This is a genomic window from Elioraea sp. Yellowstone, assembly GCF_006704265.1.
In the GTDB taxonomy this organism is placed as follows: domain Bacteria; phylum Pseudomonadota; class Alphaproteobacteria; order Acetobacterales; family Acetobacteraceae; genus Elioraea.
The window spans coordinates 44,601-67,298 of sequence record NZ_VIKA01000001.1; the positions used below are offsets into that span (position 1 = coordinate 44,601).

The window sequence follows — 22,698 nt, forward strand, 5'->3', positions numbered from 1 at the left end:
GAGGGCGGCGCCCCGCTTGGTGTCTCAGGCGGCGGGTTCGTCGATCGCCCAGGCGAGGCCGAAGGGGTCGCGCAGCACGCCCCAGCGGTCGCCCCAGAACTGGCGCTCGAAGGGCACCGTCACCGTGCAGCCGGCGGCGACGGCGCGTGACCACCAGGCATCGCCGTCGGCGACGACGAGCTGGAGGTGGAAGCCCTGCGGCTCGACCGCGGGCGCCTCCGCGCAGCCGCCGTGGTCGGTCATCATCAGGCAGCCGCCGTTGACCTCAATCTGCACGTGCAGGAAGCGGCCGGGATTCTGCTGATCCGGGAAGCGGCCGAGATCGCGCGCACCGAAGGCGCGGGCGTAGAACGCGGCCGCCTCGCCGGCGCGGCCATTCATGGCGAGATAGGGAATGACGCCGTTCATCACGCCGGCATCGGGGCGGGCGGCGGCCTGGATGGTATCCTCGGGCATCGTGGGTGTCCTTTGTCGTGGAAGAATCGGATCGCGGCGCGCGTCACGCCGCAAGCGCGCGGCGGCGAGCGCGGTCAGTGCCGCCGCTCCTGCCGCAATGATGCGGCGGCGCATCGTACGGGACGCTCTGCCTCGTGCGCGCGCCGCGCTCCGGCTCGTCTTGCCATCCTCGTCCCTTTCGCGCCCGTTCCGCCGTGGCATGATGGTGCTGGACGCAACCATCAGCCTTGACAGAAGGCTTGATATCAACATATCTGGGCCATGTCAAACCCCGCAGACGTGCCGCGCGAGACGGCGCTGCATGTGCGTGATCAGTGTCTGTGCCTGCACGCGCAGCGGGCGGCACGGACGCTCGCGCGGCGCTTCGACGAGGCGTTCCGCCCGCTCGGCCTGACGAACGGGCAATTCTCGCTGATGATGGCGCTGAGTGGGCCGGAACCGCCGCCGATGGGGCGCATCGCCAGATTCCTGGCGATGGACCGCACGACCCTGACGGCGGCGCTGAAGCCTCTCGAGCGGCGCGGCCTCGTCGAGGTGCGGCCGCATCCGACGGACCGGCGCAGCCGCGTGCTGCTGCTGACGCGCGCGGGGCGGGCGCTGCTCGCACGCGCGGTGCCGATCTGGTGCGAGACGCATCGCGAGGTCGAGAGCGTGCTCGCGCAGGGCGAGGCCGACAGGCTGCGTGCCGCGCTCCAACTGCTGTCCTAGAAGCCCGTTCAGACCGTTCGGAGCCTTCGGTCCAAGGTCTGCCGACCTTCCGCGTGCTCTGCGCGTGACGGGCCCGTCGGCGCCTCGTCCGGCATCCGCGATCCGAGCGTCGGTGCCAGGTGACGGATGTGCGGTCTGGCGGACGTGCTGCGCGCAGTCTGCCTCGATGCGGGGACGCGCGGGCGGTCGCAGGGCGCATGACGGCCGTCCGCCTCGCCTCCCGCGAATGAGCCGGGGGCATGATCCCGGCCCGGACAGTCGCCCGCAGGGCGGCCTTCGCCCCTCGCGCGCGCGGCGGCGTGAGCCGCGCCGGTCCGGGGTATGAAGGGCGGGGGCGCGCTGCTATGGTCCGCGCCCTTTCCCGACCCAGACGCACGAGCGACCGATGCTGATTTCCCCCGCCTACGCGCAGGCAGGCGATCCCACCGGCGGGCTGATGAGCCTGGCGCCGCTGGTCCTGATCTTCGTCGTCTTCTACTTCATCCTGATCCGGCCGCAGCAGCGCAAGGCCAGGGAGCATCGCGAGATGCTGGCCCAGCTCAAGCGCGGCGACCGCGTGGTGACCGGCGGGGGCGTGCTCGCGACCGTCATCCGCGTGACCCCGGAGAGCGACGAGGTGGTGGTCGAGATCTCGAAGAACCCGCAGGTTCGGGTGACGGTGGCGAAGAACACGATCGCCTCGGTGCTGCGCGAGGAGACGGAGGCGAAGCCGGCCGAGGAGACGGCGGAGGCGAAGTCCGACCGGAAGCCCCGGAAGAAGGAACGCGCCGAGGCCGAACCCGCCGCGGAGGCACAGCCCGCGGCCGAGACTCCGGCCGAGCCGCCGCCCGCCAACGACCAGCCGCCGCCCCGCCAAGGCTAGCGTGATGGCCCTGCCCGCGCTGCAGGGCTACGGCCCGGACGGATTCCGGATCGCGGGAGAAATCGTCGCGGGCTCGGTGATCCTGCTGCCCGACCGGGTCCTGCCCTGGACGGCGTCCTGCCTCGCCGAGGCAACCCCGGAGAGCCTCGCCCCGGTGATCGAGGCCAGCGCGGCGCTCGACCTGCTGGTGCTCGGCACCGGACGGCGCTTCGCGCTCGTCCCGCCGGGGCTGGCCAAGGCGCTGCGCGCGGTCGGCATCGCGGTCGAGGCGATGGACACCACGGCGGCCTGCCGCACCTTTCCCACCCTTGCCGCCGAGGGCAGGCGCGTCGCCGCGGCGCTGATCGCGCTGTAGCTCATACCAGTACCAGCCCGCCGAAGGTTCGGCCCTCGGCGGGCCTGCACTGGCGTCGCCTGGCGCGCCGCGGCCGCCCCGCCAGCCCCGCGCGCGATACCCTCCGCACGAAGGTCAAGCCCGTGGGCTCCGGGTAGTCCGGGTAGTCAGTGCGTGTGTCGGCCGTGCGCTCCCGGCCCCCGGGCGCCGGCCGCCAGCACCGGCAGCTCGACCTCGACCGAGCCCGCCTTCTCGAAGCGGAGCGTGAGGCGGATGGTCTCGCCGCGCTTCAGGTCGCGCCTGAGCCCGATCAGCATGATGTGCAGCCCGCCCGGCGCCAGCACCACGGGCTCGCCCGGAGGGATCTCGATCGCGGTCACGGGGCGCATGCGCATCACGCCGCCCTCGTGCAGATGCGCGTGCAGCTCGACCGTTTCGGCCGCGTCGCTGGCCGCCGCGATCAGGCGGTCGGTCGTGTCGGTCGGATTGACCAGCGTCATGTAGGCTGCGCCGGTTCGGCCGGCGAGCGCGGCACGTGCCCAGGGCTCGACCACCTCGATGCGGTGGTCGTGGTGCGCGGCCGCTGGGGCGGCGGCAGCGGCGAGCGCAAGCGCGAATGCCGCACGACGGGTGATCATGGTCCCTCTCCGTACAGCGAAGGGGCGGCCCGCGGCCGCCCCGGTGGCTCAGGCCTTGGCGAGCAGGCTCTCGACGTACTCCCAGTTCACCAGCTTCTCGAGGAAGTTGGTCAGGTAGTCCGGGCGACGGTTGCGGAAGTCGAGGTAGTAGCTGTGCTCCCACACGTCGCAGCCGAGGATCGCCGTGCCCGTGCCCTCGGCCAGGGGGTTCGAGCCGTTCGGCGTCTTCGTGCAGGCGAGCTTGCCGTCCTTGCCGACCACGAGCCAGGCCCAGCCCGAGCCGAACTGCGTTGCGCCTGCCTGCTTGAACGCGTCCTTGAATGCATCGACCGAGCCGAAATCCGAGACGATCTTCGCCTCGAGCTTCCCGGGCAGCTTGCCGCCGCCGTTCGGCTTCATGCAGGGCCAGAACAGGGTATGGTTCCAGTGCTGGCCTGCGTTGTTGAAAACGCCCGCCATCTCGGCCTTGCCGTAGGACAGCTTGACGATCTCCTCGAGCGACTTGCCCTGGAGGGTCGCGTCCTTCTCGACGAAGCCGTTCAGCGCCGTGACATAGGCCTGGTGGTGCTTGCCGTGATGCAGCTCGAGCGTCTCCTGGCACATGCCCGAGGCGGCGAGAGCGTCGTGCGCATAGGGCAGCGACGGCAGGGTGAAGGCCATGGCGTCTGTCTCCGGTTCCGTGGGGAGGGGTGTGCCCCCGCGTGTGAAGGCAGAGGGCAGGTAAGGCCCCTTGTGGGGGATCGTCAACCGGGCCGCGCCGTGCCACCTGGGGCGTGATGTCGCCCCCGCTCTCTCCCTGTGGCGCGATCGTGCGCCGTGACGACCCGGACCGGTTCCTCTGCGCTCTGTTCGCGCCCGAAGCCGCGCGCGAGGCGCTGTTCACGCTCTACGCATTCAATGCGGCCCTCGCGAGCGTGCGCGACGCGGTGACCGAGCCGGCGCTCGGGCTGATCCGGCTGCAGTGGTGGCGCGAGACGGTGGAGGAGGCGTCGCACGGACGCTTCCGCCGCCACGAGGTCGCCGAGCCCCTCGGCCGGCTGATCGTGCAGAAGGAGCTTGATCCGGCGCTGCTCGATGCGGTGATCACGGCACGCGAGGCGGAGTTCGCCGAGGAGGGCATCCCCGACCCGCCAGCGCTCGAGGCCTATGCGGCAGGGACTGCCGGTGGACTGATGCGCCTCGCGCTCGCGGTGCTGGGCGCGGAGACGCCGGCCGCGGTGGCGGCGGCTCGGTATGCGGGAACGGTCTACGGGCTGGCCGGCATCCTGCGGGCGGCCCCCGTGGCGGCAGCGCGCGGACGGACGCTGCTGCCGCGCGTGCTCTTGCGCCGGGAGGGGGTGCGGGTGGCGGATCTCGCGCGCCGTCCGGTCGGGGAGGGGGCACGGCGGGTTGTGCGCGCGATCGTCGAGCTCGCCGACAGCCATGCGGCCACGCTGCGCGGGCTGCTGCCCGAGGTGCCGCGGGCGGCTGTGCCGGCGCTGCTGCCGGCGGCGCTGGGCGTGCGGACGCTCGGGCGACTGCGCGGGGCAGGGTTCGATCCGGGGGATGCGCGCGTGGCAGGGCCGCGACTGGGGGCGCAATGGGCGGTTGCGCGCATGGCGTGGACGGGGCGGGTGTGAGGGCGCGGCATGAGGCCGGGATACCCCACCTCGCAGCGCGCCGGTTTTGCAGGAGGCCGTCTGTGAGGGGCTGCGCCCCATGGCGGCATTCTCGCGCTCGGGATCGTTGACCTGCCTGGCTTCTTCGGACCACGGGCAGCACGCGACTGTCACTCCTGCTGCCGGCTTCGGATGTCGCCAGCAGGACGGCAGGGGCAGGTCGGTCCTTCCCGTCTCATCGACCACGTCGCCAATGATCGTCCTGCGATGGGTGCGCGCCCTCCGCGCCACCAGCCCCGCCGGTCCCGTCCGTCGTCGGCCACACCCTTCCCGCGGATACCCTCCGCTTGCGGAGGACTCCATCAACCAGGAGGGGGCGCGAGAACTCCCGCTTCCCGCCAGTCCCTAGGCCGCGCGCTTCCGCTCGGCCGCAGCCAGCGCCGCGAGGTGGCGCGCGATCGCCTCCATGCCGGAGACGCCGGCGGCCGCCTCGGCATCGGGGTTGTAGTTGGTGTTGGTGTTGACGTCGTAGGTCCAGGCGCGGCCGTCGCGATCGGTGATGAACTCTATCCCGGCGATGCCGATGTCGTTGGCTGCCAGGAACGCCTCCCAGCGCGGGATCAGGGGATGGCTGAACCCGTCGATGACGCGGAACTTCGGCCCCTTCGCCTCGGCCGGGCAGACCTTGCCCACGGCGCACTGGTCGGCCGGGCAGAGCTCGAACCCGTCGGAGGTGTCGACGCGCACCGCATAGAGGAACCTTCCGCCGACGAACTCGACACGCGTGATGAAGGGCTCGGGCGCGGCGATGTAGCGCTGCACCAGGGTGATGCCGTCGAGCGGCTCCTCGAACGCCTCCGAGCCGAGATGCTCGTCCAGCGCCGCGGCCGAGAGGAACAGCCGCACGCCCAGCCCCTTGCCGCCGCGGTTGTGCTTGAGGATCAGCGGGAAGCCCAGCCGCTGGGCGGCCTCGCCGATATGCTCGCGCCCGACCACGGCGATGGTCTCGGGCGTGTCGATGCCGAAAGCCGCGAGCGCCTCGTACTGCGCGACCTTGCTGATCTCGAGCGCGAGCGCGCGCGGCCCGTTGACCACGGTGCGGCCGTGCCGGCGCAGCCAGGCGAGGATCGCGCCGGTGTGCTCGGCCGCAAAACGGTGGCCGCGTGTGTGCGACGACGCGCTCATGCGGTTGTAGTAGACGCCCTCAGGGGGCGGCACCCGCAGATCGAGCGTGCCGCGATCGACAAACCACTCGCGGAACGGCGTGCCGATGCGCCCGAAGGCGGCGCGCAGCGGCGCCAGCCAGGCGTCGTTCTCGTGGATCACGTGGATGGTGGTCATCGACCTGGACTCTCCATCAGCGTGGGTCGGTGGTGCAGGTAGAGACTGCGTCCGGTTCGGACGCCGCGACCGGTCCGGTCTGCGCCATCCCCGCCGGCCTGAGGGTCGGGAGGCGACAGGGCGGCGGGCCTGCCCGCTGCGGCAACGGCGAGCCATACCCGATAGGGAGAGGGCGGGGCCGGCGAAGGCGGGGAGCTTCGGGGATTCATGGAAAGAATTTCCTTCATCTGGGATTGATTGAGTCAAGTAGAGTGTTATTTTCTGCATTTAGGCTCATATCAGGAAGGAAGCCCTCCATGCCACGATCCGCGGAGTTGGATGAGGTCGATCGTTCCATCCTCCGTCTATTGCAGCGCGACGCTTCGCTCTCGCTCGCTGCGATCGCCGAACAGGTGGGACTGACGCAGACGCCGTGCTGGAAGCGCATCCGCCGCATGGAGCAGGCGGGAATCCTGATCGGCCGCATCGCGCTGGTGGACCCGGCGAAGGTCGGGCTGCCGTTGACCGCCTTCGTCGCGATCGAGACGGGGGACCATTCCGGACCATGGCTGGAACGGTTCGCCAGCGTGCTCGCCGCCATGCCGGAGGTGATGGACGCCTGGCGCATGGCCGGCGATATCGACTACCTGCTGCGTGTGGTCGTGCCGAACATGACGGCCTATGACGCGTTCTACCGCCGCCTGATCGCGGCGATCCCGCTGAAGAACGTCTCCAGCCGCTTCGCGATGGAGCACATCAAGGCAGAGACGGTGCTGCCCCTTCCGGCGTGAGGGCGGGGGCGACCGGAACGGCCGCCGCCGCTCCGCTCACAGGCGATCGAGGCTGAGCAGGCGCTTCTCGCCGAGCCAGGCCTTGGCGAACGCCGCCTCTTCCGCGGTCGCGTCCTGCCCGGCCGCGCGTTTGGCCTGCACGAGGCCCCAGAGCGCCCAGCCGTTGCGCGGCATCTGCTCCAGCGCCGCCTCGAACGCGGCGACCGCCTCGCCGGCACGGCCGGCCTTGAGCAGCACCGCGCCGAGTGTCTGGCGCACCGGGTAGTACCAGTAGGGCGGCTCCATGTAGCCGGTGCCGGCCTCCGCCTCGATGGCGGCGTGCAGCAGCCGCTCCGCCTCTGCCCAGTCCTGCCGGGATGCGGCGATGCGCGCGCGCACGACGTCGCGCGCAATGCCGAGCACCAGGCGCGCGGGCAGGAATTGCGCCTCGAGCCCGGCGAGGTCCGCACCCTCGATGATCGCGCCGATCGCCTCGGCCTCCGTCTGCGCCGCAGCGAGGTTGCCGGCGTAGACCTGCGCCACCCCGCGCGCGTAGTGCCAGTACGCCTTCACGAACGGGAAGCGGTTGCCGGGATCGGGCAGCGCCAGGATGGTCGCCGGATCGCTGAACTGCGCGTGCGCGCTGTACGGCGCGGTCTTGATCGCCTGCACCCAGGCGAGCTTCTCCGACACCTCGTCCGAGGTGACGCGCACGAGCTTCTCGGCGGAGGCGATCACGTCCTGCGTCAGCCCCGCCATCTGCGCCGAGATCATCAGGAAGTGCACGTTGTGCGGGTAGTAGCCGTAGCGGTAGAGCGGGCTCGCCGCCTCGCCCATCTGCGCGAGCATCGCCTCGTCGGCGGCCACCGCGTCGCGGTTCACCGCGATCGAGTCCGCGTAGCGGCCGACGCGCACATAGATGTGCGCCGGCATGTGCACGAGATGGCCGGCCGCCGGTGCCGCACCGCGCAGCCGGTCGGCCGCGGCTTCCGCTCTCGACGGATCGGCCGAGGCCTCCACCGCGTGGATGGAGAGGTGCAGCGCCGCCGGATGGTTCGGCGCGACCGCGAGCGCGCGCTCGAGTGCCGCGACGATCTCGCCGCCATGGCCCTTCGGTGTCACGCGGTCGGCCTCCCAGTAGTCCCAGGGCTGCAGGTTCATCAGCGCATCGGCGAACACCACCTGCACGTCGGCATCGTCCGGATAGGCTGTTGCGACCTTCCGCATCGCATCCGCGAAGGCGCGGTCGAGCGCGGCACGCTCGGCCTTGGCATCGGCGCTGTAGCGATGCTGCAGCGCCTCGATCAGCGCGCGCTCCTTCGGCGTCGCCCGCGCAGCGAGGGCCTGCGCCCGGCGCGCGGCGGCAACGGCGGGGGCGACCGCCTCGGGCGCCATGGCGTCGTTGATGTTGGGGCCGAGCGCGAAGGCCTCGCCCCAGAAGCACATCGCGCAGCCCGGGTCGATCTCCTGCGCGGTGCGGAAGGAGCGGATCGCCTCGGCGTGGTTGAACGCCCAGACGAGCCGCAGGCCCTGGTCGAAATAGGCCTGGGCGAGCGGTTCGGCGGTGGTGACGCGGACGCTGATCTCGCCGAGTCCCTGGTAGAGCGGCGGACGCGCCAAGGTGGTCGCGCGCGCCTCGCCTGCGGCATGCGCGACGCCGGGCCGGTGGAGTTCGGCGCCGCGCTGGTGGTTGTCGTGCGCGAGCGCGGCGGGAGCGAGCGCGACCCCGGCGAGCAGAACGGCACGCAGTCCGGTGCGACGAAGCAAGGCGATCATGGTTCTCTCCTGTCCGGTTCGGGATGGGATCAGCGGCGGGGTCATGCCACCTGTTGCGTCTCGAGGCTCGCGACGAAGCCTGCGAGATCGCGTGCGAAACGCTCCGGCTCCTCCCAGTGCGGCGCGTGGCCCGCCTCGCGATAGGCGGCGAGGCGCGCGCCGGGGATCGCGAGCAGGGCGTCCTGGTCGGCGCGCCCGACGATCGCGTCGCGGGCACCCCAGAGCAGCAGCGTGGGCGCGGCGATGCGCGGAAGTTCGGCGCGGAGGTCGGTCGCGAGGAGCGCCGCGAAGGCCTCGCGCCAGACATGGGCCGGCACCTTCAAGCTCTCCTGCACCGCGGTCTCGAGCAGCCCGACGGGGACGGGCTGGGCGCAGGTGCCGCTCTGGAACTCCCACACGAAGCTCTCGTCCACCGGGTCTTGCAGGGCCGACACGGTGCCCTCCCACAGCGTCTCGATCTCCGGGTTGCCGCGCCCGCGGGGAAAAGCGCCGACCAGCACCAGCCCGGCGACGCGGTGGGGATGGTCGAGGGCCACGCGCTGCGCGACCACGCTGCCCATCGAATGGCCGAGCACGACCGCGCGCGCGATGCCGAGCGTGTCCATCAACGCGATCACGTCATCGGCGAAGTCGGCCATCGCGTAGCCCTCGCTCGGCTTGGAGGCATCGCCGTGACCGCGCAGCGTCACCGCGATCGCGCGGATCGCGCGCGGCAGGTGCAACAGGATCGGCTCGAAGGAGCGCCAGGAATCGGTGATGCCGTGCAGCATCAGGACAGGGGTGCCGACCGGGTCGCCGTGCTCGACGACCGGCAGGGCGAGGCCATTGGGAAGCCGGATCGTCGATATCCGGAAGCCTGCGAGCATGGTGAAGCTCCGTTGCCGGGTCCGCCGGAACAGGGCGCCTGCGCCGCCCCGGCAGGATGTTGCGGGGTCAGAAGTACTGCGTGTGGTCGGCCTTCATCGCCTTCTCGGCCAGGAACCAGCCGGGATCGACGATGCCGGCCGCCTCGGGCAGGAGGTCCGCCTCGGCCACGCCGAAGGTCGCGGCGGCGTAGCGGCAGCCGTGGAGCCCGACCCTCCCGGTGCGGCCGAGCATCCTCAGCCAGTCGGCGATCGCGGTCGGCTCGCCCTCGGCGGCAAGGCGGCCGCGCAGCCACTCCGCCTCGTCGGCGTGGCGCGGATCGACCTGGAGGGCCGCCGCGCCCCGGGCGGTGAGCGCACGCACCGCCCAGAGCACGAACAGCATGTCCACCTGCACGCCCAGCCGCGCCTGGGTCCAGGCGAAGGTGAGTGGCGTGAGCAGCCGGTCGTAGGCGTCGTCGCGCACGACGATGGCGAGGCGCTGCACGGCTTCCTCCTCAGGCGACGAGCCGGGGCGTTTCGGCGCGGTTCGCGAAGAGCCGCGCGAGCGGGCTCTCGGGCCGCGTGTCGAGCCGCTCCGCCGCCAGCGCCGCGGCCAACGCCGTGTTGCCCGAGCGGAACGCCGCCTCGATCAGCGTCAGGTCGAGCACGTCGCGCTGCGCATGGCTGCCGCCGAAGCGGTGCGCGATTGAGCGGATCGGGCGCAGCAGATTGACGGCGGTCGCATGGTCGCCGTCGCCGAAGGCGAGGACCGCGCGGCATGCATCGTGACCGACATCGCGCGTGAACATCGCGTTGTCGTCGTCGCGCGCCATCGCCTGCTTCTGCGCCGCGATCACCGCGACGGCCGCATCACGCCTGCCGGCGCCGACGAACGCCATCACGGCGTGCAGGTCGTTGAAGGCGTACGTGCCGGCAGTCGCGATCGGCGCCCAGTTGTCGGCCACCGCCTTCCAGCGATCGCCGACATCGACACCGCGCAGATGGAGCCGCCAGAGCAGCGCCGCGGCATCCACCATGTCGAGCACCACGCCCGACTTCGCGCCGTAGATCTCGGTATCGAACAGGTGCAGCACCGCGTCGATGTCGCCCTGGTCGAAGTGGTAGAGGGCGAGATGCCACCAGTTGTGCACCTTGAAGAAGGAGTCGCCCGCCCAGCCATCTGGATTGGCGGTCATCCAGGCGATGCCGTCGCTGGTGCGGTTCTGCATCTCCAGCACATGCGCGACCGCGTGCTGGGACCAGCCGTCGCGTGGCTCGAGCTCGACGCCGCGGCGCCCTGCGGCCTCGGCGCGCGCGTAGTCGCCGGTCTCCTCGAGACCGAAGGCATGCATGCCGAGGATCGAGTGGTAGCCGGGCATGGTGCTATCCCAGGCCGGCAGTGCGCGCGCGATGCGGTCGCGCAGCATCCGCGAATGGCCGGTGAAGAAGTCGATCTGGTGGCCGGCGAGCAGGGCGAGCGCATCGCGCGGCGCCTCGACCGTGACATCCTCCAGCACACGGCTTGCCTGGTGCCAGCGCCCCTCGATCAGGTGCCCGATCGCCTCGACATGGCCACGTTCGCGCAGCGTCCCGGCGGTCGCGGCCGCGGCCCGGTGGGACTCGCGCGCGACCGGGATGCCGGCGGGCTCGGTGCCGAGCAGATGCAGCCAGGCACGCAGCGCATGCGCCATCGCGAAGCCAGAGGCCGCGGCGATCGCCCTGTCGACGCTCGCGACCGGATCGGCGCGGTAGCATTGCAGTTCGGCCAGCGCCTGCTCGAAGTGGTCGAGGCTTTCCGCAGTGGCCCCCGTGACGGCGAGACCGCGACGATCGATCGTGCTCATGTTGCAGCTCCGTTTCCGTTGTTTCCGCCGGGAACGATCGCGGCGTCCCGCCGCGTCGTCCTGAATCGAAGGGCGTGAGGTCGGGCCTCACGACGTAAGGCGCGCTTCCCTCACGTGGCCGGTTCGACTATTCCACGCCGGCGGTGGAACCTCGGATGGCGAAAGGCTCGACATGACCACCACGCGAGGAGAGAGCCATCGCAGCCCGCTGCTGGCGGTGCTGCCCTTCGCCGCGCCCGGGGTGAGCGGGACGGATGCGCTGATCGCCCAGGGGCTGCACGAGGATGTCTGCGGCGAGCTCTCGCGGTTCCGCGCCTTCGCCGTGATCTCGCCGACCTCGGCCGCTTCGGTCGCCGACCGTGCAGATACCGAGATCGGCGCCGCACTCGGTGCGACGCATGTGCTGCGCGGCCGGCTGCGGCGTGCCGGGGAGTTGCTGGAGGTCTCGGCGAGCCTCAGCGACTGCGCGGACGCGCGGCACCTCTGGACGGAGCGGCTCGCCGCGCCGGCGGAGGCGTTCTTCGCGCTGCAGGAGGGCATCGTGGCCCGGATCGCCGCCACCCTGGCCGCGCAGCTGGAGGAGACCGTTCTGGCCGAGGCGCGCCGGCGCCCGACCGAGAGCCTCGCCGCCTATGCGCTGACCGTGCGCGGGCTCGCCAAGCTGCGCGAGGCCACGCTCGCGGCCGACGGGGAGGCGCGCGGCCTGTTCACGCGTGCGCTCGAGCTCGACCCCACCTATGCGCGTGCGCATGGCGGCATGGCGCTGTCCTACTTCAATGAATGGAGCTGTGCCTTCTGGACGCGGTTCTACGACAATGCATGCTTGGCCTATGCCCACGCGCATCGCGCGCTCGGCCTTGATGATCGCGATGCGATGCTGCACCTCGTGATCGCCAAGGTGCAGCTGTTCCGGCGCGAATACGAGCAGGCGTCATGGTATCTCGACCGGGCCCTTGCGCTCTCCCCGAACGATGCGGATCTGCTGGTCCAGATCGCGAACGCCGAGACCTTCCTCGGGCGGCCGGAGGCGGCGGTCGCGCACATCGCGAAGGCGATGCGACTCAATCCCTACCATCCGAACATCTACTACATCCATGCCGCGATGGCGCATCTGTTCGCGGGCGACGTCGCGACCGCGCTCGCGTTCGGTGCTCGGAACGACGGCCTGCCCTTCGTCGATGCACCGGCGTTCCTGGCGATCGCCTATGCCCATGCCGGGCGGATGGAGGAGGGGCTGCGCGCGCTCGCCGAGTACCGCGCGGCGTTCCGTGAGCGCATCACCTTCGACCGCGAGCCGGCGCCGGGCGAGCCCGCGCGCTGGATGCTGGAGATCAACCCGTTCCGGCGCGCGCAGGACGTCGCGCTGCTGCGCGAGGGGTTCCGACTGCTCGGCGAGCCGATCGACGCGCCCGGGCCCGTGGTGTTGCCGGTGCTGGCCGATGCGCCGGACCTGTCCGGCCCGGTGGCCGAGCCGCTGCTCGCGCGTGCGGGCGAGGGCTGGATCGCGGACTACGAAGGGCGGCGCGCGGTGCTGCCCGATCTCAAGGGCCTGCACGACATCCGCCGCTTGCTCGATCGGCCGGGGGAGGAGATCCACTGCCTCGATCTCGCTGGCCGCGAGGATGACGCGTTCCGAGGCGAGGCCGTGCTGGACGATGCTGCGCGCCAGTCACTCAAGGAGCGCATCCGAGACCTGCAGCAGGAGATCGCTGAGGCGGAGGACATGAACGATCCTGGCCGGGCGGAGCGGGCGCGCGCGGAACTCGAGCGGTTGATCGAGATGCTGTCCAAGGCGCTGGGTCTGGGCGGGCGCGGACGGCTTCTCGGCGACGCGGCCGAGCGCGCGCGCACCGCCGTCACTTGGCGCATCCGCCACGCGGTGCGGCGGATCGAGGCGGCGCACCCGGACCTGGGACGCCATCTCGCCAACAGCCTGCGCACCGGGCTGTTCTGCGTCTATCGGCCGGAACGGGCGCTGCGCTGGCGCTTCGAGGAGCACACGACGGCGTCGCCCGCCTGACGCGCGCTCGGCAGGCTGAGCGATCGTGAAAGAGCCGGGAGAGCAACGAGGCCCCGGCGCGGACGGCCTACCCGGGCTTGCCGTCCGGCCGCGGCGTGAGCAGCATCGGCGCGAAGGCGACGAGATAGAGCGCAAACGCCGCGATCCAGGCCGCGCCGGCGACCGCGAGCGCGGCCGCGTAAGGCATGAGCTCTCCCCCGAAGGCGCGCGCGAGTGCGGCGATCGGGATCAGCACGTAGGCCGCGACCGCGAGCGGCGGCGCGACGAGATCGCGCCCGGTGTGGCCGAGCGTGGCCCGCGTCATCACCGCCATGATCATCAGTGCGATCCCGCCCGCCGCCTGCAGATGCAGCCAGGCAGCCGCCCAGGACATGCCGGCAAGCAGGAACGCGGCCTTGGTGGCGAGCGCTGCCGGCACCAGAAGATAGGCCAGATGCAGCACCCAGAGGATCGGCTGGCCGAGTGTGGCGAGGCCATGCCAGCGTGCGAGGCGCGCGAGCGTGGCGACGGCGGCGAGTGCGGCGATCACGCCGGCGGCAGGCGAGCCCGGCGTCACCAGGTCCCCCAGAACGACGGCGCCGAGCGCGATCATCCCCGCGCGATCGATCCAGGGAAAGGGGGGCGAGTCCAGCGCAAGGCCGGCGCGCCGCAGAGCGTTCAGCGTGAACGAGGGAACGATCCGCCCCCCGATCAGCCCGACCAGGGCGAGGGCGATGTTGAGCGACAGGAGCTGACCCGTGGCGAAGGTGTCGTCGGTCCAGCCTGCCACTTCGGCGAGCATCAGCACGTCGCCGCCCCAGAACACCAGGATCAGCGCCGGCGGGCCATAGAGCCGCGGCGCGCCGGCCTTTACCAGCGCCGGAAGCACGGTGAGCAGCAGGGCGGGCAGCGGCAGGAGCGCGATCGCGGCGGCCGTCGGCACCGGCACGGGCGAACCCGGCAGCAGCACGAGCCGCGCGGCCAGGAACAGCGTCACCAGCAGGACGAGCGGTCCGCCGGCATAGCCGCGCCGGCCGGTCCAGTTCGGCACGGCCGTGAGCACGAAGCCCGAGATCGCCGCGCCGACGAAGCCCGCGATCATCTCGTGCGCGTGCCAGCGCGCGATCGGCAGCGGGCCATCGGGCAGCACCGCGCCGTGCAGCGCGGCGATCCAGACCAGCATCGCGATCACCGCCCAGACCCCGGCGAACAGGAAGAAGGGGCGGAAGCCGTGGCGGAACAGGGCGATGCTCGGCCCGGCGTCGCGACGACGGAGTTGCTCAACGGCGATCATGGCATCCCCCCACCGCTGCGCGGGGCAGCCCGGCCGCGTCGATCTGGCGGAACGGTCCATGCGGGCTCTCGGCGGCCATCAGCACACCCCAAGTGAAGTCGAAGTACCAGCCGTGCAGCGCGAGCCGGTCGGCCGCAACCCGCTCGGCGATCCAGGGATAGGTCATCAGGTTGCGGAGGGAGACGAGCACCGAGGCCCGCTCAGCGTAGCGGGCGAGCAGTGCGGGCTCGGCTTCCGTCACCAGGCTGCGCACCTCCTCGCGTGCCTCGGCCAGCAGCCCGACCCAACGCCCCATGAACTCGAAGCGCGGGTCGGCATCGCCATACTCCATGAGGCTGCGAACGCCGCCGCACATCGCATGGCCCAGCACGACGATATGGCCGACCTCGAGTCCCTTGACGCCGAACTCGAGCGCCGCCGAGACGCCGGCGAGCCGCCCATCCGGCATGTAGGGCGGCACGAGCGCGGCGACGTTGCGGATCACAAACAGATCGCCCGGTCCCGAGTCGGTAATCATGTGCGGGTCGGCACGGCTGTCACAGCAGCCGACCACCATCACCTGCGGTCGCTGGCCCTCCCAGACGAGCTGATCGAACAGCGAGTGGTCGGTCTCGAAATAGGCGGCGCGAAAGCGCTCGAAGCCCTGCACCAGGCGGGTGAGCGCGGCATCGGGCGTGGTCACTGCACCAAAGGCGTGGCAGCCCCTTCGAGTTCGATCCCCTCGATCCGCGCGCGGCCCGCGAGCACGGCGATGAACTGGTGCACCGCACGGCGCCAGGAGGCATCGTGCAGGTAGCGCGCGACGGTGTCGCGCACGGCCTCGAAGGGCAGCTCGCACGGCTCGGCACGCTCGTGCAGCCAGAGGATGTGCATGCCGTAGCGGCTCTTCACCACCACCGGGCAGATCTGTCCGGGTGCGAGCGCGGCGAGGAAGGTCTCCACCTCCGGCACCAGGCTGCCGCGCGTCACCTGGCCGAGCCGGCCCCCGTCCTTGCCTGAGGGGCAGGCGGAATGTGCCTCAGCGAGCGGCGCGAAAAGCTCGCGGTCGGCCAGCACCTGCGCGAGCAGCTCCTGCGCGCGCGCCTCGGCCGCCGCGCGCGCCTCCGTGTCCCCGGGATCGGCCGCGATCAGGATGTGGCTCGCCTCCCAGATCTCCCTGGTGCGGAAGCGGCTGCGGTTGGCCTCGTACCAGCGGCGCAGCGTCGCCTCGTCGGCCTCGGGCACCGTGATCGCCTGCTCGAGCAGCGCCTCGATCATCGCCTCCTCGGGCAGGAGATCGCCGTCGGGCCCGGCCACGATGCCGCGCGCCTCGGCCTCGTCGAGCAGCAGCCGGCGGACGACCAGCGCGCGCGCCGCCTCCTGCCACGCTGCTTCCACGGAGGGCGCGGGATGGTGTTGCATCTCGGCGGCGATCTCGTGCTCGCCGATCACGGTGTCGTTGACACGGACGATCATCGCGCTCACTCGGCCGCGGCAGGCCGCGGCGGCGGAACTGGGCCGGGGCGCCGCGTCGCGCCGCCACGCCGCCGTACGATCTGCCAGGAGCGGAACAGATACCAGATCGGCGCCGAGAAGATGTGCACGAGCCGCGAGAAGGGTGTGAGCAGGAACAGCGTCATGCCCATCACCAGATGGAGCTGGAACGGCCAGTCGGCGCCGCGCACGTAGTCGGCCGCGCCGGCCCGGAAGGTGACGATGTGCTGCGCCCAGGTGGAGAGCTGGACCATCATCGAGCCGTCGCGGTGGCCGAGCGAGAACGGCAGGGTGATGAGACCGAGGCAGAGCTGCGTCCAGAGCAGGACCAGGATCGCGATGTCGACGCCTGCGCTTGTCCGCCGGATGCGCGGGTCGTAGAGCCGGCGATGCAGCAGCAGCGTCAGGCCGATGAAGCAGATGGTGCCGAACACGCCGCCCAGCACGATCGCGATCATCTGCTTCTGCTGCACGGTGATCACGTGCTCGTAGAGCCAGTGCGGGGTGAGCAGGCCGAACAGGTGGCCGAAGAAGATCGCCAGGATGCCGATGTGGAACATGTTCGAGCCCCAGCGGAGCTGGCGCGCGCGCAGCAGCTGGCTCGAGCCCGACCGCCAGGTGTACTGGTCGCGGTCGAAACGGATCAGGCTGCCGACGAGGAACACGCCGGCGCAGAGATAGGGGTAGATGCCGAACAGGAAGTCGTGCAGGTAGTCGGTGAAGACATCCCATGCGCCCATGGCGCGATCCTCCGTCTCAGCCCTTCGCCGCCGCGCGCGTGGCACGCAGCCGCTTGATCATTGCTGCCACCCTGGCCCGCGCGCTCTCGCGGTCAGGATCGTTCCCGGGACCGAAGGTGACCGGCACATCCTCCCACTCCCGGTCCATCTGCTCAGGGTCGTCGTCCTCGGGGTCGGCCTTCGCCTGCGGCGTCGCGCCGGCTTCCGCCATCGCCGCGGCGATCACCGCGGCATAGGCGCGCGCATCCGCCGTACCGCGCCCGGCGAGCCGCGCATGCAGCCGGTCGAGGATCGGCAGCGCCTGGCCGAGCAGCTCGCACGCAAGCGCAGGCGGGGCGATCGCGAGGAACTCGAGGAACAGCGGCAGGTAGTCGGGCAGCTCGTTGGTATCGGGCACGTAGCCCGCCGACTGATAGGCCTCGATCAGCGCCACCATGGCGGGGCCACGATTGCGCGCATCGCCATGCACGTGCTCGAACAGGTGGAGCGAGCAGGACCGGCCGCGGTCGAACAGCGCCGAGTACGCCTCCTGCCGGTCGAGCAGGTCACCCATCCCGAGGCGTCGGCAGAGCCTTGCGAGGGCGGCGGCATGGCGCGGCGCGAAGCCCTCCGTGCCGAGCGCGGCCGTGATCTCCGGCAAGGCGCCGCGCAGCGCCTCGTCGGGGTAGTGCAGCAGCGCCGAGAGGATGCGGAAGCGTCGGTTCATCGCGGCTGGTCCTGCTGCTCCACCGCCTCCTCGACCGGCGGCGGCGCCATCCGCCCCGCCGAGGGGCCGAGCGCCGAGAACAGGTTGCCGACCGTGCGGCCGTCGTAGCAGCCCTGACCGAAGCTGAAGCCGCAGGCTGATTTCAGGTCGAAGGCGTTCTCGGCGTATTCGCGGTGCGTCGAGGGGATGACGTAGCGATCCTCGTAGTTGGCGATCGCGAGCGTGCGGTACATGTCATCCACCTGCGCCTGGGATAGGCCGACCGCGTCCAGCACCGCGGTATTGCACCGGCCCTCCACCGTGCGGTCGCGCATGTGGATCCGCATCGCGAACATCCGCTGCAGCGCGTGGACGATCGGTGCTTCCGCCCCCGCGGTCAGCAGGTTGGCAAGATAGCGCACGGGGATGCGCAAACTGGCGATGTCCGGCAGCCCGTCCTTCCAGCCGACATGCCCGGCCTCGATCGCCGACTGCACGGGGCTCAGCGGCGGCACGTACCAGACCATCGGCAGGGTGCGATACTCCGGGTGCAGCGGGAACGCGATCCTCCAGTCGATGCACATCTTGTAGGTCGGGCTGCGGCGCGCCGCCTCCAGCCACGCCTCCGGCACGCCATCGGCGCGCGCCTGCGCGATCACCGCCGGATCGTGCGGGTCGAGGAAGATGTCGAGCTGGGCGCGGTAGAGATGCTGCTCGTTCTCGACCGATGCCGCCTCCGCGATCCGGTCGGCGTCGTAGAGCAGCACGCCGAGATAGCGGATGCGGCCCACGCAGGTCTCGGAGCAGACCGTGGGTTCGCCCGCCTCGATGCGCGGGTAGCAGAAGATGCACTTCTCGGCCTTTCCCGACTGCCAGTTGTAGTAGATCTTCTTGTACGGGCAGCCCGAGACGCACATGCGCCAGCCGCGGCACTTCTCCTGGTCGATCAGGACGATGCCGTCCTCCTCGCGCTTGTAGATCGAGCCCGAGGGGCAGGAGGCGACGCAGGACGGGTTGAGGCAGTGCTCGCAGAGCCGGGGGAGGTAGAACATGAAGGTGTTCTCGAACTGCCCGTAGATCTCCTTCTGCACCCCCTCGAAGTTGTAGTCCTGTGAGCGCTTGCGGAACTCCGTGCCCAGGATCTCCTCCCAGTTCGGGCCCCATTTGATCTCCATGCGCTCGCCGGTGATCAGGCTGACAGGACGCGCGACCGGCATCGCCTCGCTCTCCGGTGCGGTCTGCAGGTGCGTGTAGTCGAAGGTGAAGGGCTCGTAGTAATCGTCGATCTCCGGCATCGCGGGGTTGGCGAAGATGTTCGCCAGGATCCGCCACTTGCCGCCCTGGCGCGGCACGATCCTGCCGTTCGCCTTGCGCTTCCAGCCGCCCTTCCAGCGGTTCTGGTTCTCCCAATCCTTCGGGTAGCCGATGCCGGGCTTGGTCTCGACGTTGTTGAACCAGGCGTATTCGACTCCCTCGCGGCTGGTCCAGACCTGCTTGCAGGTGACCGAGCAGGTGTGGCAGCCGATGCACTTGTCGAGGTTCAGCACCATCGCGATCTGGGCGCGGACCTTCATGGCTGTTCTCCCTCTCGCCCGCTCTACTCGGCCGCCTTCAGGTCGGCCGCCTGGTGCGTCACGCGCGGCCCGTCCAGCCAGGCGACCTTCGCCATCTTGCGCACGATCACGAACTCGTCGCGGTTGGTGCCGATCGTGCCATAGTAGTTGAAGCCCCAGGCCTGTTGCGCATAGCCGCCGATCATGTGGGTCGGCTTGACCACCGTACGGGTGACGCTGTTGTGGATGCCGCCGCGCGCACGCGTGATCTCGCTGCCCGGCACGTTCACGATCTTTTCCTGCGCGTGGTACATCATGATCATGCCCTTGGGCACGCGCTGGGAAACCACCGCGCGGGCGCAGAGCGCGCCGTTCAGGTTGAAGGCCTCGACCCAGTCGTTGTCCTCGATCCCGGCCTCCTTCGCGTCCACCTCCGAGATCCAGACGATCGGTCCGCCGCGCGAGAGCGTCAGCATGATCAGGTTGTCGGTGTAGACCGAGTGGATACCCCATTTCTGGTGCGGGGTGATGAAGTTGAGCGCGATCTCCCTGTGGCCGTTCGGTACGCGTCCGACCATCGCCTGGTGCGCCTTCAGGTCCACCGGCGGACGGTAGACGCAGAGCGCCTCGCCGAAGGCGAGCATCCACGGATGGTCCTGGTAGAGCTGCTGGCGGCCCGAGAGTGTGCGCCAGGGGATCAGCTCGTGCACGTTCGTGTAACCGGCGTTGTAGCAGACCTCCTCGCTCTCGAGGCCGGACCAGATCGGCGAGGAGATGATCTTGCGTGGCTGCGCGGCGATGTCGCGGAAGCGGATCGCCTCGTGCTCCTTGGGTTTGGCGAGATGCGTGTGGTCGCGCCCGGTGTTCCTGCCGAGCGCCTCCCAGGCCTTCACCGCGACATGGCCGTTCGTCTCGGGAGCGAGATGCATGATCACCTCGCAGGCATCGATGTCGCTTTCGATGCGCGCGAGCGGACGATCCACGCCCGGCACCTCGACCGTGCCGTTCAGGCTGCGCAGGAACGCGACCTCGTCCTCGGTCTTCCAGGCGAGCCCCTTACCGTTGTTGCCCACCTTTTCCATCAGCGGGCCAAGCGAGGTGAAGCGCACATGGACGTTCGGATAGTCGCGCTCGATCACGGTCACGCCCGGCATGGTCTTGCCGGGGATCGGCTCGACCTCGCCCTTGCGCCATTCCTTCACGACATGCGTCTGGCCGAGCTCCGCCGGGCTGTCGTGCATCAGGGGTGTGAGGACCACGTCCCTCTCGACGCCGAGATGGCCCTTGGCGAGCGCGCTGAACGTCCTCGCGATGCCCTTGAAGATCTGCCAGTCGCTGCGGCTCTCCCAGGCCGGATCCACCGCCGCGGTGAAGGGGTGGATGAAGGGATGCATGTCGGAGGTGTTGAGATCGTGCTTCTCGTACCAGGTGGCGGTCGGCAGCACGACGTCGGAGTACATGCAGGTCGTGCTCATCCGGAAATCGAGCGTGACCAGGAGATCGAGCTTGCCGCGCGGCGCCTCGTGATGCCAAGCGACCTCCTCCGGCTTCGCGCGTCCCTCCTCGCCAAGATCCTTGCCCTGGACGCCGTGCTGCGCGCCGAGCAGGTGCTTGAGGAAGTACTCGTGGCCCTTGCCCGAGGAGCCGAGCAGGTTGGAGCGCCAGACGAACAGGTTGCGGGGCCAGTTCTGCGGATGATCAGGGTCTTCGCAGGCCATGGTGATGCGGCCGTCCTTCAGCCGCTCGACCAGATAGGCTGTCACCTCCTTGCCTTCCGTGGCGGCGGCGGCGGCGATCGTCAGCGGATTGACGGCGAGCTGCGGTGCCGAGGGCAGCCAGCCCATCCGTTCCGCGCGCACGTTGAAGTCGATCAGCGCGCCGGAGAGCTTCCGCGGCGCGGTGGGCGAGAGGATCTCGTCCACCGTCACCGTCTCGTAGCGCCACTGGTCGGTATGCGCGTACCAGAACGAGGTTGAGTTCTGCTGGCGCGGCGGGCGGTACCAATCGGTCGCGAAGGCGAGCGGTATCCAGCCCGACTGCGGGCGCAGCTTCTCCTGGCCGACGTAGTGCGCCCAGCCGCCGCCCGATTGGCCGACGCAGCCGCACATCACCAGAAGGTTGATGATGCTCCGATAGTTCATGTCGGCGTGGTACCAGTGGTTCAGGGCCGCGCCGAGGATGACCATGGACTTGCCCTTGGTCTTCTCGGCGTTCTCGGCGAACTCGCGCGCGACCGTGATGATGCGGTCGGCCGGGACACCGCACACCGCCGCCGCCCAGGCCGGCGTGTAGGGCGCATTCTCCTCGTAGCGTGCCGCGCCGTCGCCGAAGCCGCGCTCGACGCCGTAATTGGCGAGGAACAGGTCGTAGACGGTTGCGACCTTGGCCTCGTGCCCGTCGGCGAGCCGCTGCGTCGCCACCGGCACGGTGCGCGTCACCGTCTCGCCGAGGCTGGTCGGATTGAAGAATGGTTGCGCATGGTCGCCGAAATAGGGGAACGTCACCTGTGCGGTTGCGCCGCCCTCGATCAGCGACAGCCGCGGCGTGACGACTTCGAGGGTGCGCGCATCGCGCCCCTCCAGATTCCATTTGCCCTGCTCGCCCCAGCGGAAGCCGATCGAGCCGGTTGGGATGTAGGGCTGGCCGGTCGCGTCGTCGATCGCGACGGTCTTCCAGTCGGGGTTGTTCGACTGTCCCGCGTTCTCCGGCAGGTCAGAGGCGCGGAGCTGCCGGTCGGGCACCAGCCGGCCATCGCGCTCGGCCAGCAGCACCAGCATCGGCATGTCGGTATAGCGGCGACAGTAGTCGAGGAAGTAGTCGCCGCGGCCCTTCGCGTGCCACTCGGTGAGGATCACGTGGCCCATCGCGAGTGCGAGTGCCGCGTCCGTGCCCTGCTTCGGATGCAGCCAGAGATCGGCGAACTTCGAGGCCTCGGAGTAGTCGGGCGTGACGGTGACGACCTTGGTGCCGCGGTAGCGGGCTTCCGCCATGAAGTGCGCATCGGGCGTGCGCGTCTGCGGCACGTTCGAGCCCCACATCATGATGAAGCCTGCGTTGTACCAGTCCGCGCTCTCGGGCACGTCGGTCTGCTCGCCCCAGGTCTGCGGGCTGGAGGGCGGCAGGTCGCAGTACCAGTCGTAGAACGACATGCAGACGCCACCGATCAGCGAGAGATAGCGGCTGCCGGCGGCGTAGCTGACCATGCTCATCGCCGGGATCGGCGAGAAGCCGATCACGCGGTCGGGGCCCCAGGTCTTGACGGTATGCACATTGGCGGCGGCGATGATCTCCTCCGCCTCGTCCCAACTGACGCGCACGAAGCCGCCGAGCCCGCGCGCCGACTGGTACTCGCGCCGCTGCGCCGGGTCGTCCTGGATCGACTTCCAGGCCAGCACCGGATCGGTGTGCTTTGCCTTGGCCGCGCGCCAGAGCTTGACCAGCCGCTTGCGCGCCATCGGGTACTTCAGCCGGTTGGCGCTGTAGAGGTACCAGGAGTAGGAGGCGCCGCGCGAGCAGCCGCGCGGCTCGTGGTTCGGCAGGTCGGGGCGCGTGCGCGGATAGTCGGTGTGCTGCGTCTCCCAGGTGACGATGCCGCCCTTGACGTAGATCTTCCACGAGCACGAGCCGGTGCAGTTGGCGCCGTGCGTGGAGCGGACGACCTTCTCGGTCGCCCAGCGCGAGCGGTAGGCGTCCTCCCAGGCGCGGCTCTCGGTCGTCACCTCGCCGTGGCCGCCCGAGAACGTACCGGCATATTTCCTGAAGAAGGTCAGGCGGTCGAGGAAGTGGCTCATCGATCTCGCTCC

At 70.4% G+C, this 22,698-nt stretch carries 21 protein-coding genes; 6 read left to right on the forward strand and 15 right to left on the reverse strand.

Annotated features, from left to right (window positions below):
- Positions 1-24 precede the first annotated feature (24 nt).
- Entirely contained in the window at positions 25-456 is a 432-nt protein-coding gene (locus FK498_RS00205; protein WP_141850807.1) for a glyoxalase/bleomycin resistance/extradiol dioxygenase family protein, read from the reverse strand.
- 261 nt (positions 457-717) lie between these two features.
- Between FK498_RS00205 and FK498_RS00210 the strand changes: the two genes are divergently transcribed.
- The 3 genes from FK498_RS00210 (at position 718) to FK498_RS00220 (ending at position 2,381) form a co-directional block, all read left to right on the forward strand.
- Complete coding sequence (locus FK498_RS00210; RefSeq protein ID WP_141850808.1) at positions 718-1,164, forward strand: MarR family winged helix-turn-helix transcriptional regulator; 447 nt, start codon at positions 718-720, stop codon at positions 1,162-1,164.
- 385 nt (positions 1,165-1,549) lie between these two features.
- Positions 1,550-2,026 carry a preprotein translocase subunit YajC gene (gene yajC / locus FK498_RS20160; RefSeq protein ID WP_141850809.1) on the forward strand — a complete coding sequence of 159 codons (477 nt, stop codon included), beginning with the start codon at positions 1,550-1,552 and terminating at the stop codon, positions 2,024-2,026.
- Positions 2,027-2,030: 4 nt separating this feature from the next.
- On the forward strand, positions 2,031-2,381 hold the full coding sequence (locus FK498_RS00220; RefSeq protein WP_141850810.1) for an Mth938-like domain-containing protein: 351 nt from the start codon (positions 2,031-2,033) through the stop codon (positions 2,379-2,381).
- 146 nt (positions 2,382-2,527) lie between these two features.
- Here FK498_RS00220 and FK498_RS00225 read toward each other — a convergent pair whose 3' ends face one another.
- Together FK498_RS00225 and FK498_RS00230 are read right to left on the reverse strand one after the other, a co-directional pair.
- Positions 2,528-2,998, reverse strand: a complete 471-nt coding sequence (locus FK498_RS00225) for a copper chaperone PCu(A)C (protein ID WP_141850811.1) — start codon at positions 2,996-2,998, stop codon at positions 2,528-2,530.
- A 48-nt stretch (positions 2,999-3,046) separates the two neighbouring features.
- Positions 3,047-3,658, reverse strand: coding sequence for a superoxide dismutase (locus FK498_RS00230; protein ID WP_141850812.1), 612 nt, complete (start codon positions 3,656-3,658; stop codon positions 3,047-3,049).
- A gap of 149 nt (positions 3,659-3,807) precedes the next feature.
- Between FK498_RS00230 and FK498_RS00235 the strand changes: the two genes are divergently transcribed.
- A complete protein-coding gene (locus FK498_RS00235; RefSeq protein ID WP_161988258.1) occupies positions 3,808-4,617 on the forward strand; it encodes a squalene/phytoene synthase family protein in 810 nt (269 codons plus the stop codon).
- A 384-nt stretch (positions 4,618-5,001) separates the two neighbouring features.
- Here FK498_RS00235 and FK498_RS00240 read toward each other — a convergent pair whose 3' ends face one another.
- Positions 5,002-5,937 (reverse strand): RimK family alpha-L-glutamate ligase, encoded by a 936-nt coding sequence (locus tag FK498_RS00240; protein ID WP_141850814.1) that lies wholly within the window; start codon positions 5,935-5,937, stop codon positions 5,002-5,004.
- 296 nt (positions 5,938-6,233) lie between these two features.
- Here FK498_RS00240 and FK498_RS00245 point away from each other — a divergent pair, with 296 nt between their 5' ends.
- Complete coding sequence (locus tag FK498_RS00245) at positions 6,234-6,707, forward strand: Lrp/AsnC family transcriptional regulator (protein WP_141850815.1); 474 nt, start codon at positions 6,234-6,236, stop codon at positions 6,705-6,707.
- A 36-nt stretch (positions 6,708-6,743) separates the two neighbouring features.
- On the opposite strand, the gene FK498_RS00250 is transcribed toward FK498_RS00245, so the two are convergent.
- The 4 genes from FK498_RS00250 to FK498_RS00265 all read right to left on the reverse strand — a co-directional run bounded on the left by FK498_RS00250 (position 6,744) and on the right by FK498_RS00265 (position 11,151).
- Complete coding sequence (locus tag FK498_RS00250; protein WP_141850816.1) at positions 6,744-8,462, reverse strand: tetratricopeptide repeat protein; 1,719 nt, start codon at positions 8,460-8,462, stop codon at positions 6,744-6,746.
- Positions 8,463-8,503: 41 nt separating this feature from the next.
- Positions 8,504-9,328 carry an alpha/beta fold hydrolase gene (locus tag FK498_RS00255; protein WP_141850817.1) on the reverse strand — a complete coding sequence of 275 codons (825 nt, stop codon included), beginning with the start codon at positions 9,326-9,328 and terminating at the stop codon, positions 8,504-8,506.
- A 67-nt stretch (positions 9,329-9,395) separates the two neighbouring features.
- The gene (locus tag FK498_RS00260; RefSeq protein WP_141850818.1) at positions 9,396-9,812 is read right to left on the reverse strand and encodes a DsrE family protein; all 417 of its coding nucleotides are present in this window, start codon (positions 9,810-9,812) and stop codon (positions 9,396-9,398) included.
- A 10-nt stretch (positions 9,813-9,822) separates the two neighbouring features.
- Positions 9,823-11,151, reverse strand: coding sequence for a tetratricopeptide repeat protein (locus FK498_RS00265; protein WP_141850819.1), 1,329 nt, complete (start codon positions 11,149-11,151; stop codon positions 9,823-9,825).
- 172 nt (positions 11,152-11,323) lie between these two features.
- Here FK498_RS00265 and FK498_RS00270 point away from each other — a divergent pair, with 172 nt between their 5' ends.
- Positions 11,324-13,171 (forward strand): hypothetical protein, encoded by a 1,848-nt coding sequence (locus FK498_RS00270; protein WP_141850820.1) that lies wholly within the window; start codon positions 11,324-11,326, stop codon positions 13,169-13,171.
- A 67-nt stretch (positions 13,172-13,238) separates the two neighbouring features.
- On the opposite strand, the gene FK498_RS00275 is transcribed toward FK498_RS00270, so the two are convergent.
- From FK498_RS00275 to FK498_RS00305, 7 genes are read right to left on the reverse strand one after another with little or no spacing between them, the layout of a single operon-like run.
- A complete protein-coding gene (locus tag FK498_RS00275; protein ID WP_161988259.1) occupies positions 13,239-14,444 on the reverse strand; it encodes an NnrS family protein in 1,206 nt (401 codons plus the stop codon).
- Entirely contained in the window at positions 14,431-15,126 is a 696-nt protein-coding gene (locus FK498_RS00280; protein WP_141850822.1) for a carbonic anhydrase, read from the reverse strand. Before FK498_RS00280 ends, FK498_RS00275 begins: the two co-directional genes overlap by 14 nt.
- Positions 15,123-15,899, reverse strand: coding sequence for a peptidylprolyl isomerase (locus FK498_RS00285; RefSeq protein WP_141850823.1), 777 nt, complete (start codon positions 15,897-15,899; stop codon positions 15,123-15,125). Before FK498_RS00285 ends, FK498_RS00280 begins: the two co-directional genes overlap by 4 nt.
- 5 nt (positions 15,900-15,904) lie before the next feature.
- Entirely contained in the window at positions 15,905-16,657 is a 753-nt protein-coding gene (gene narI, locus FK498_RS00290; protein ID WP_141850824.1) for a respiratory nitrate reductase subunit gamma, read from the reverse strand.
- 16 nt (positions 16,658-16,673) lie between these two features.
- Complete coding sequence (gene narJ, locus FK498_RS00295) at positions 16,674-17,363, reverse strand: nitrate reductase molybdenum cofactor assembly chaperone (protein ID WP_141850825.1); 690 nt, start codon at positions 17,361-17,363, stop codon at positions 16,674-16,676.
- The gene (narH, locus tag FK498_RS00300) at positions 17,360-18,916 is read right to left on the reverse strand and encodes a nitrate reductase subunit beta (RefSeq protein ID WP_141850826.1); all 1,557 of its coding nucleotides are present in this window, start codon (positions 18,914-18,916) and stop codon (positions 17,360-17,362) included. The genes narJ and narH overlap by 4 nt, the downstream gene beginning before the upstream one ends.
- Positions 18,917-18,939: 23 nt before the next feature.
- Entirely contained in the window at positions 18,940-22,686 is a 3,747-nt protein-coding gene (locus tag FK498_RS00305; protein WP_141850827.1) for a nitrate reductase subunit alpha, read from the reverse strand.
- Positions 22,687-22,698: the final 12 nt, after the last annotated feature.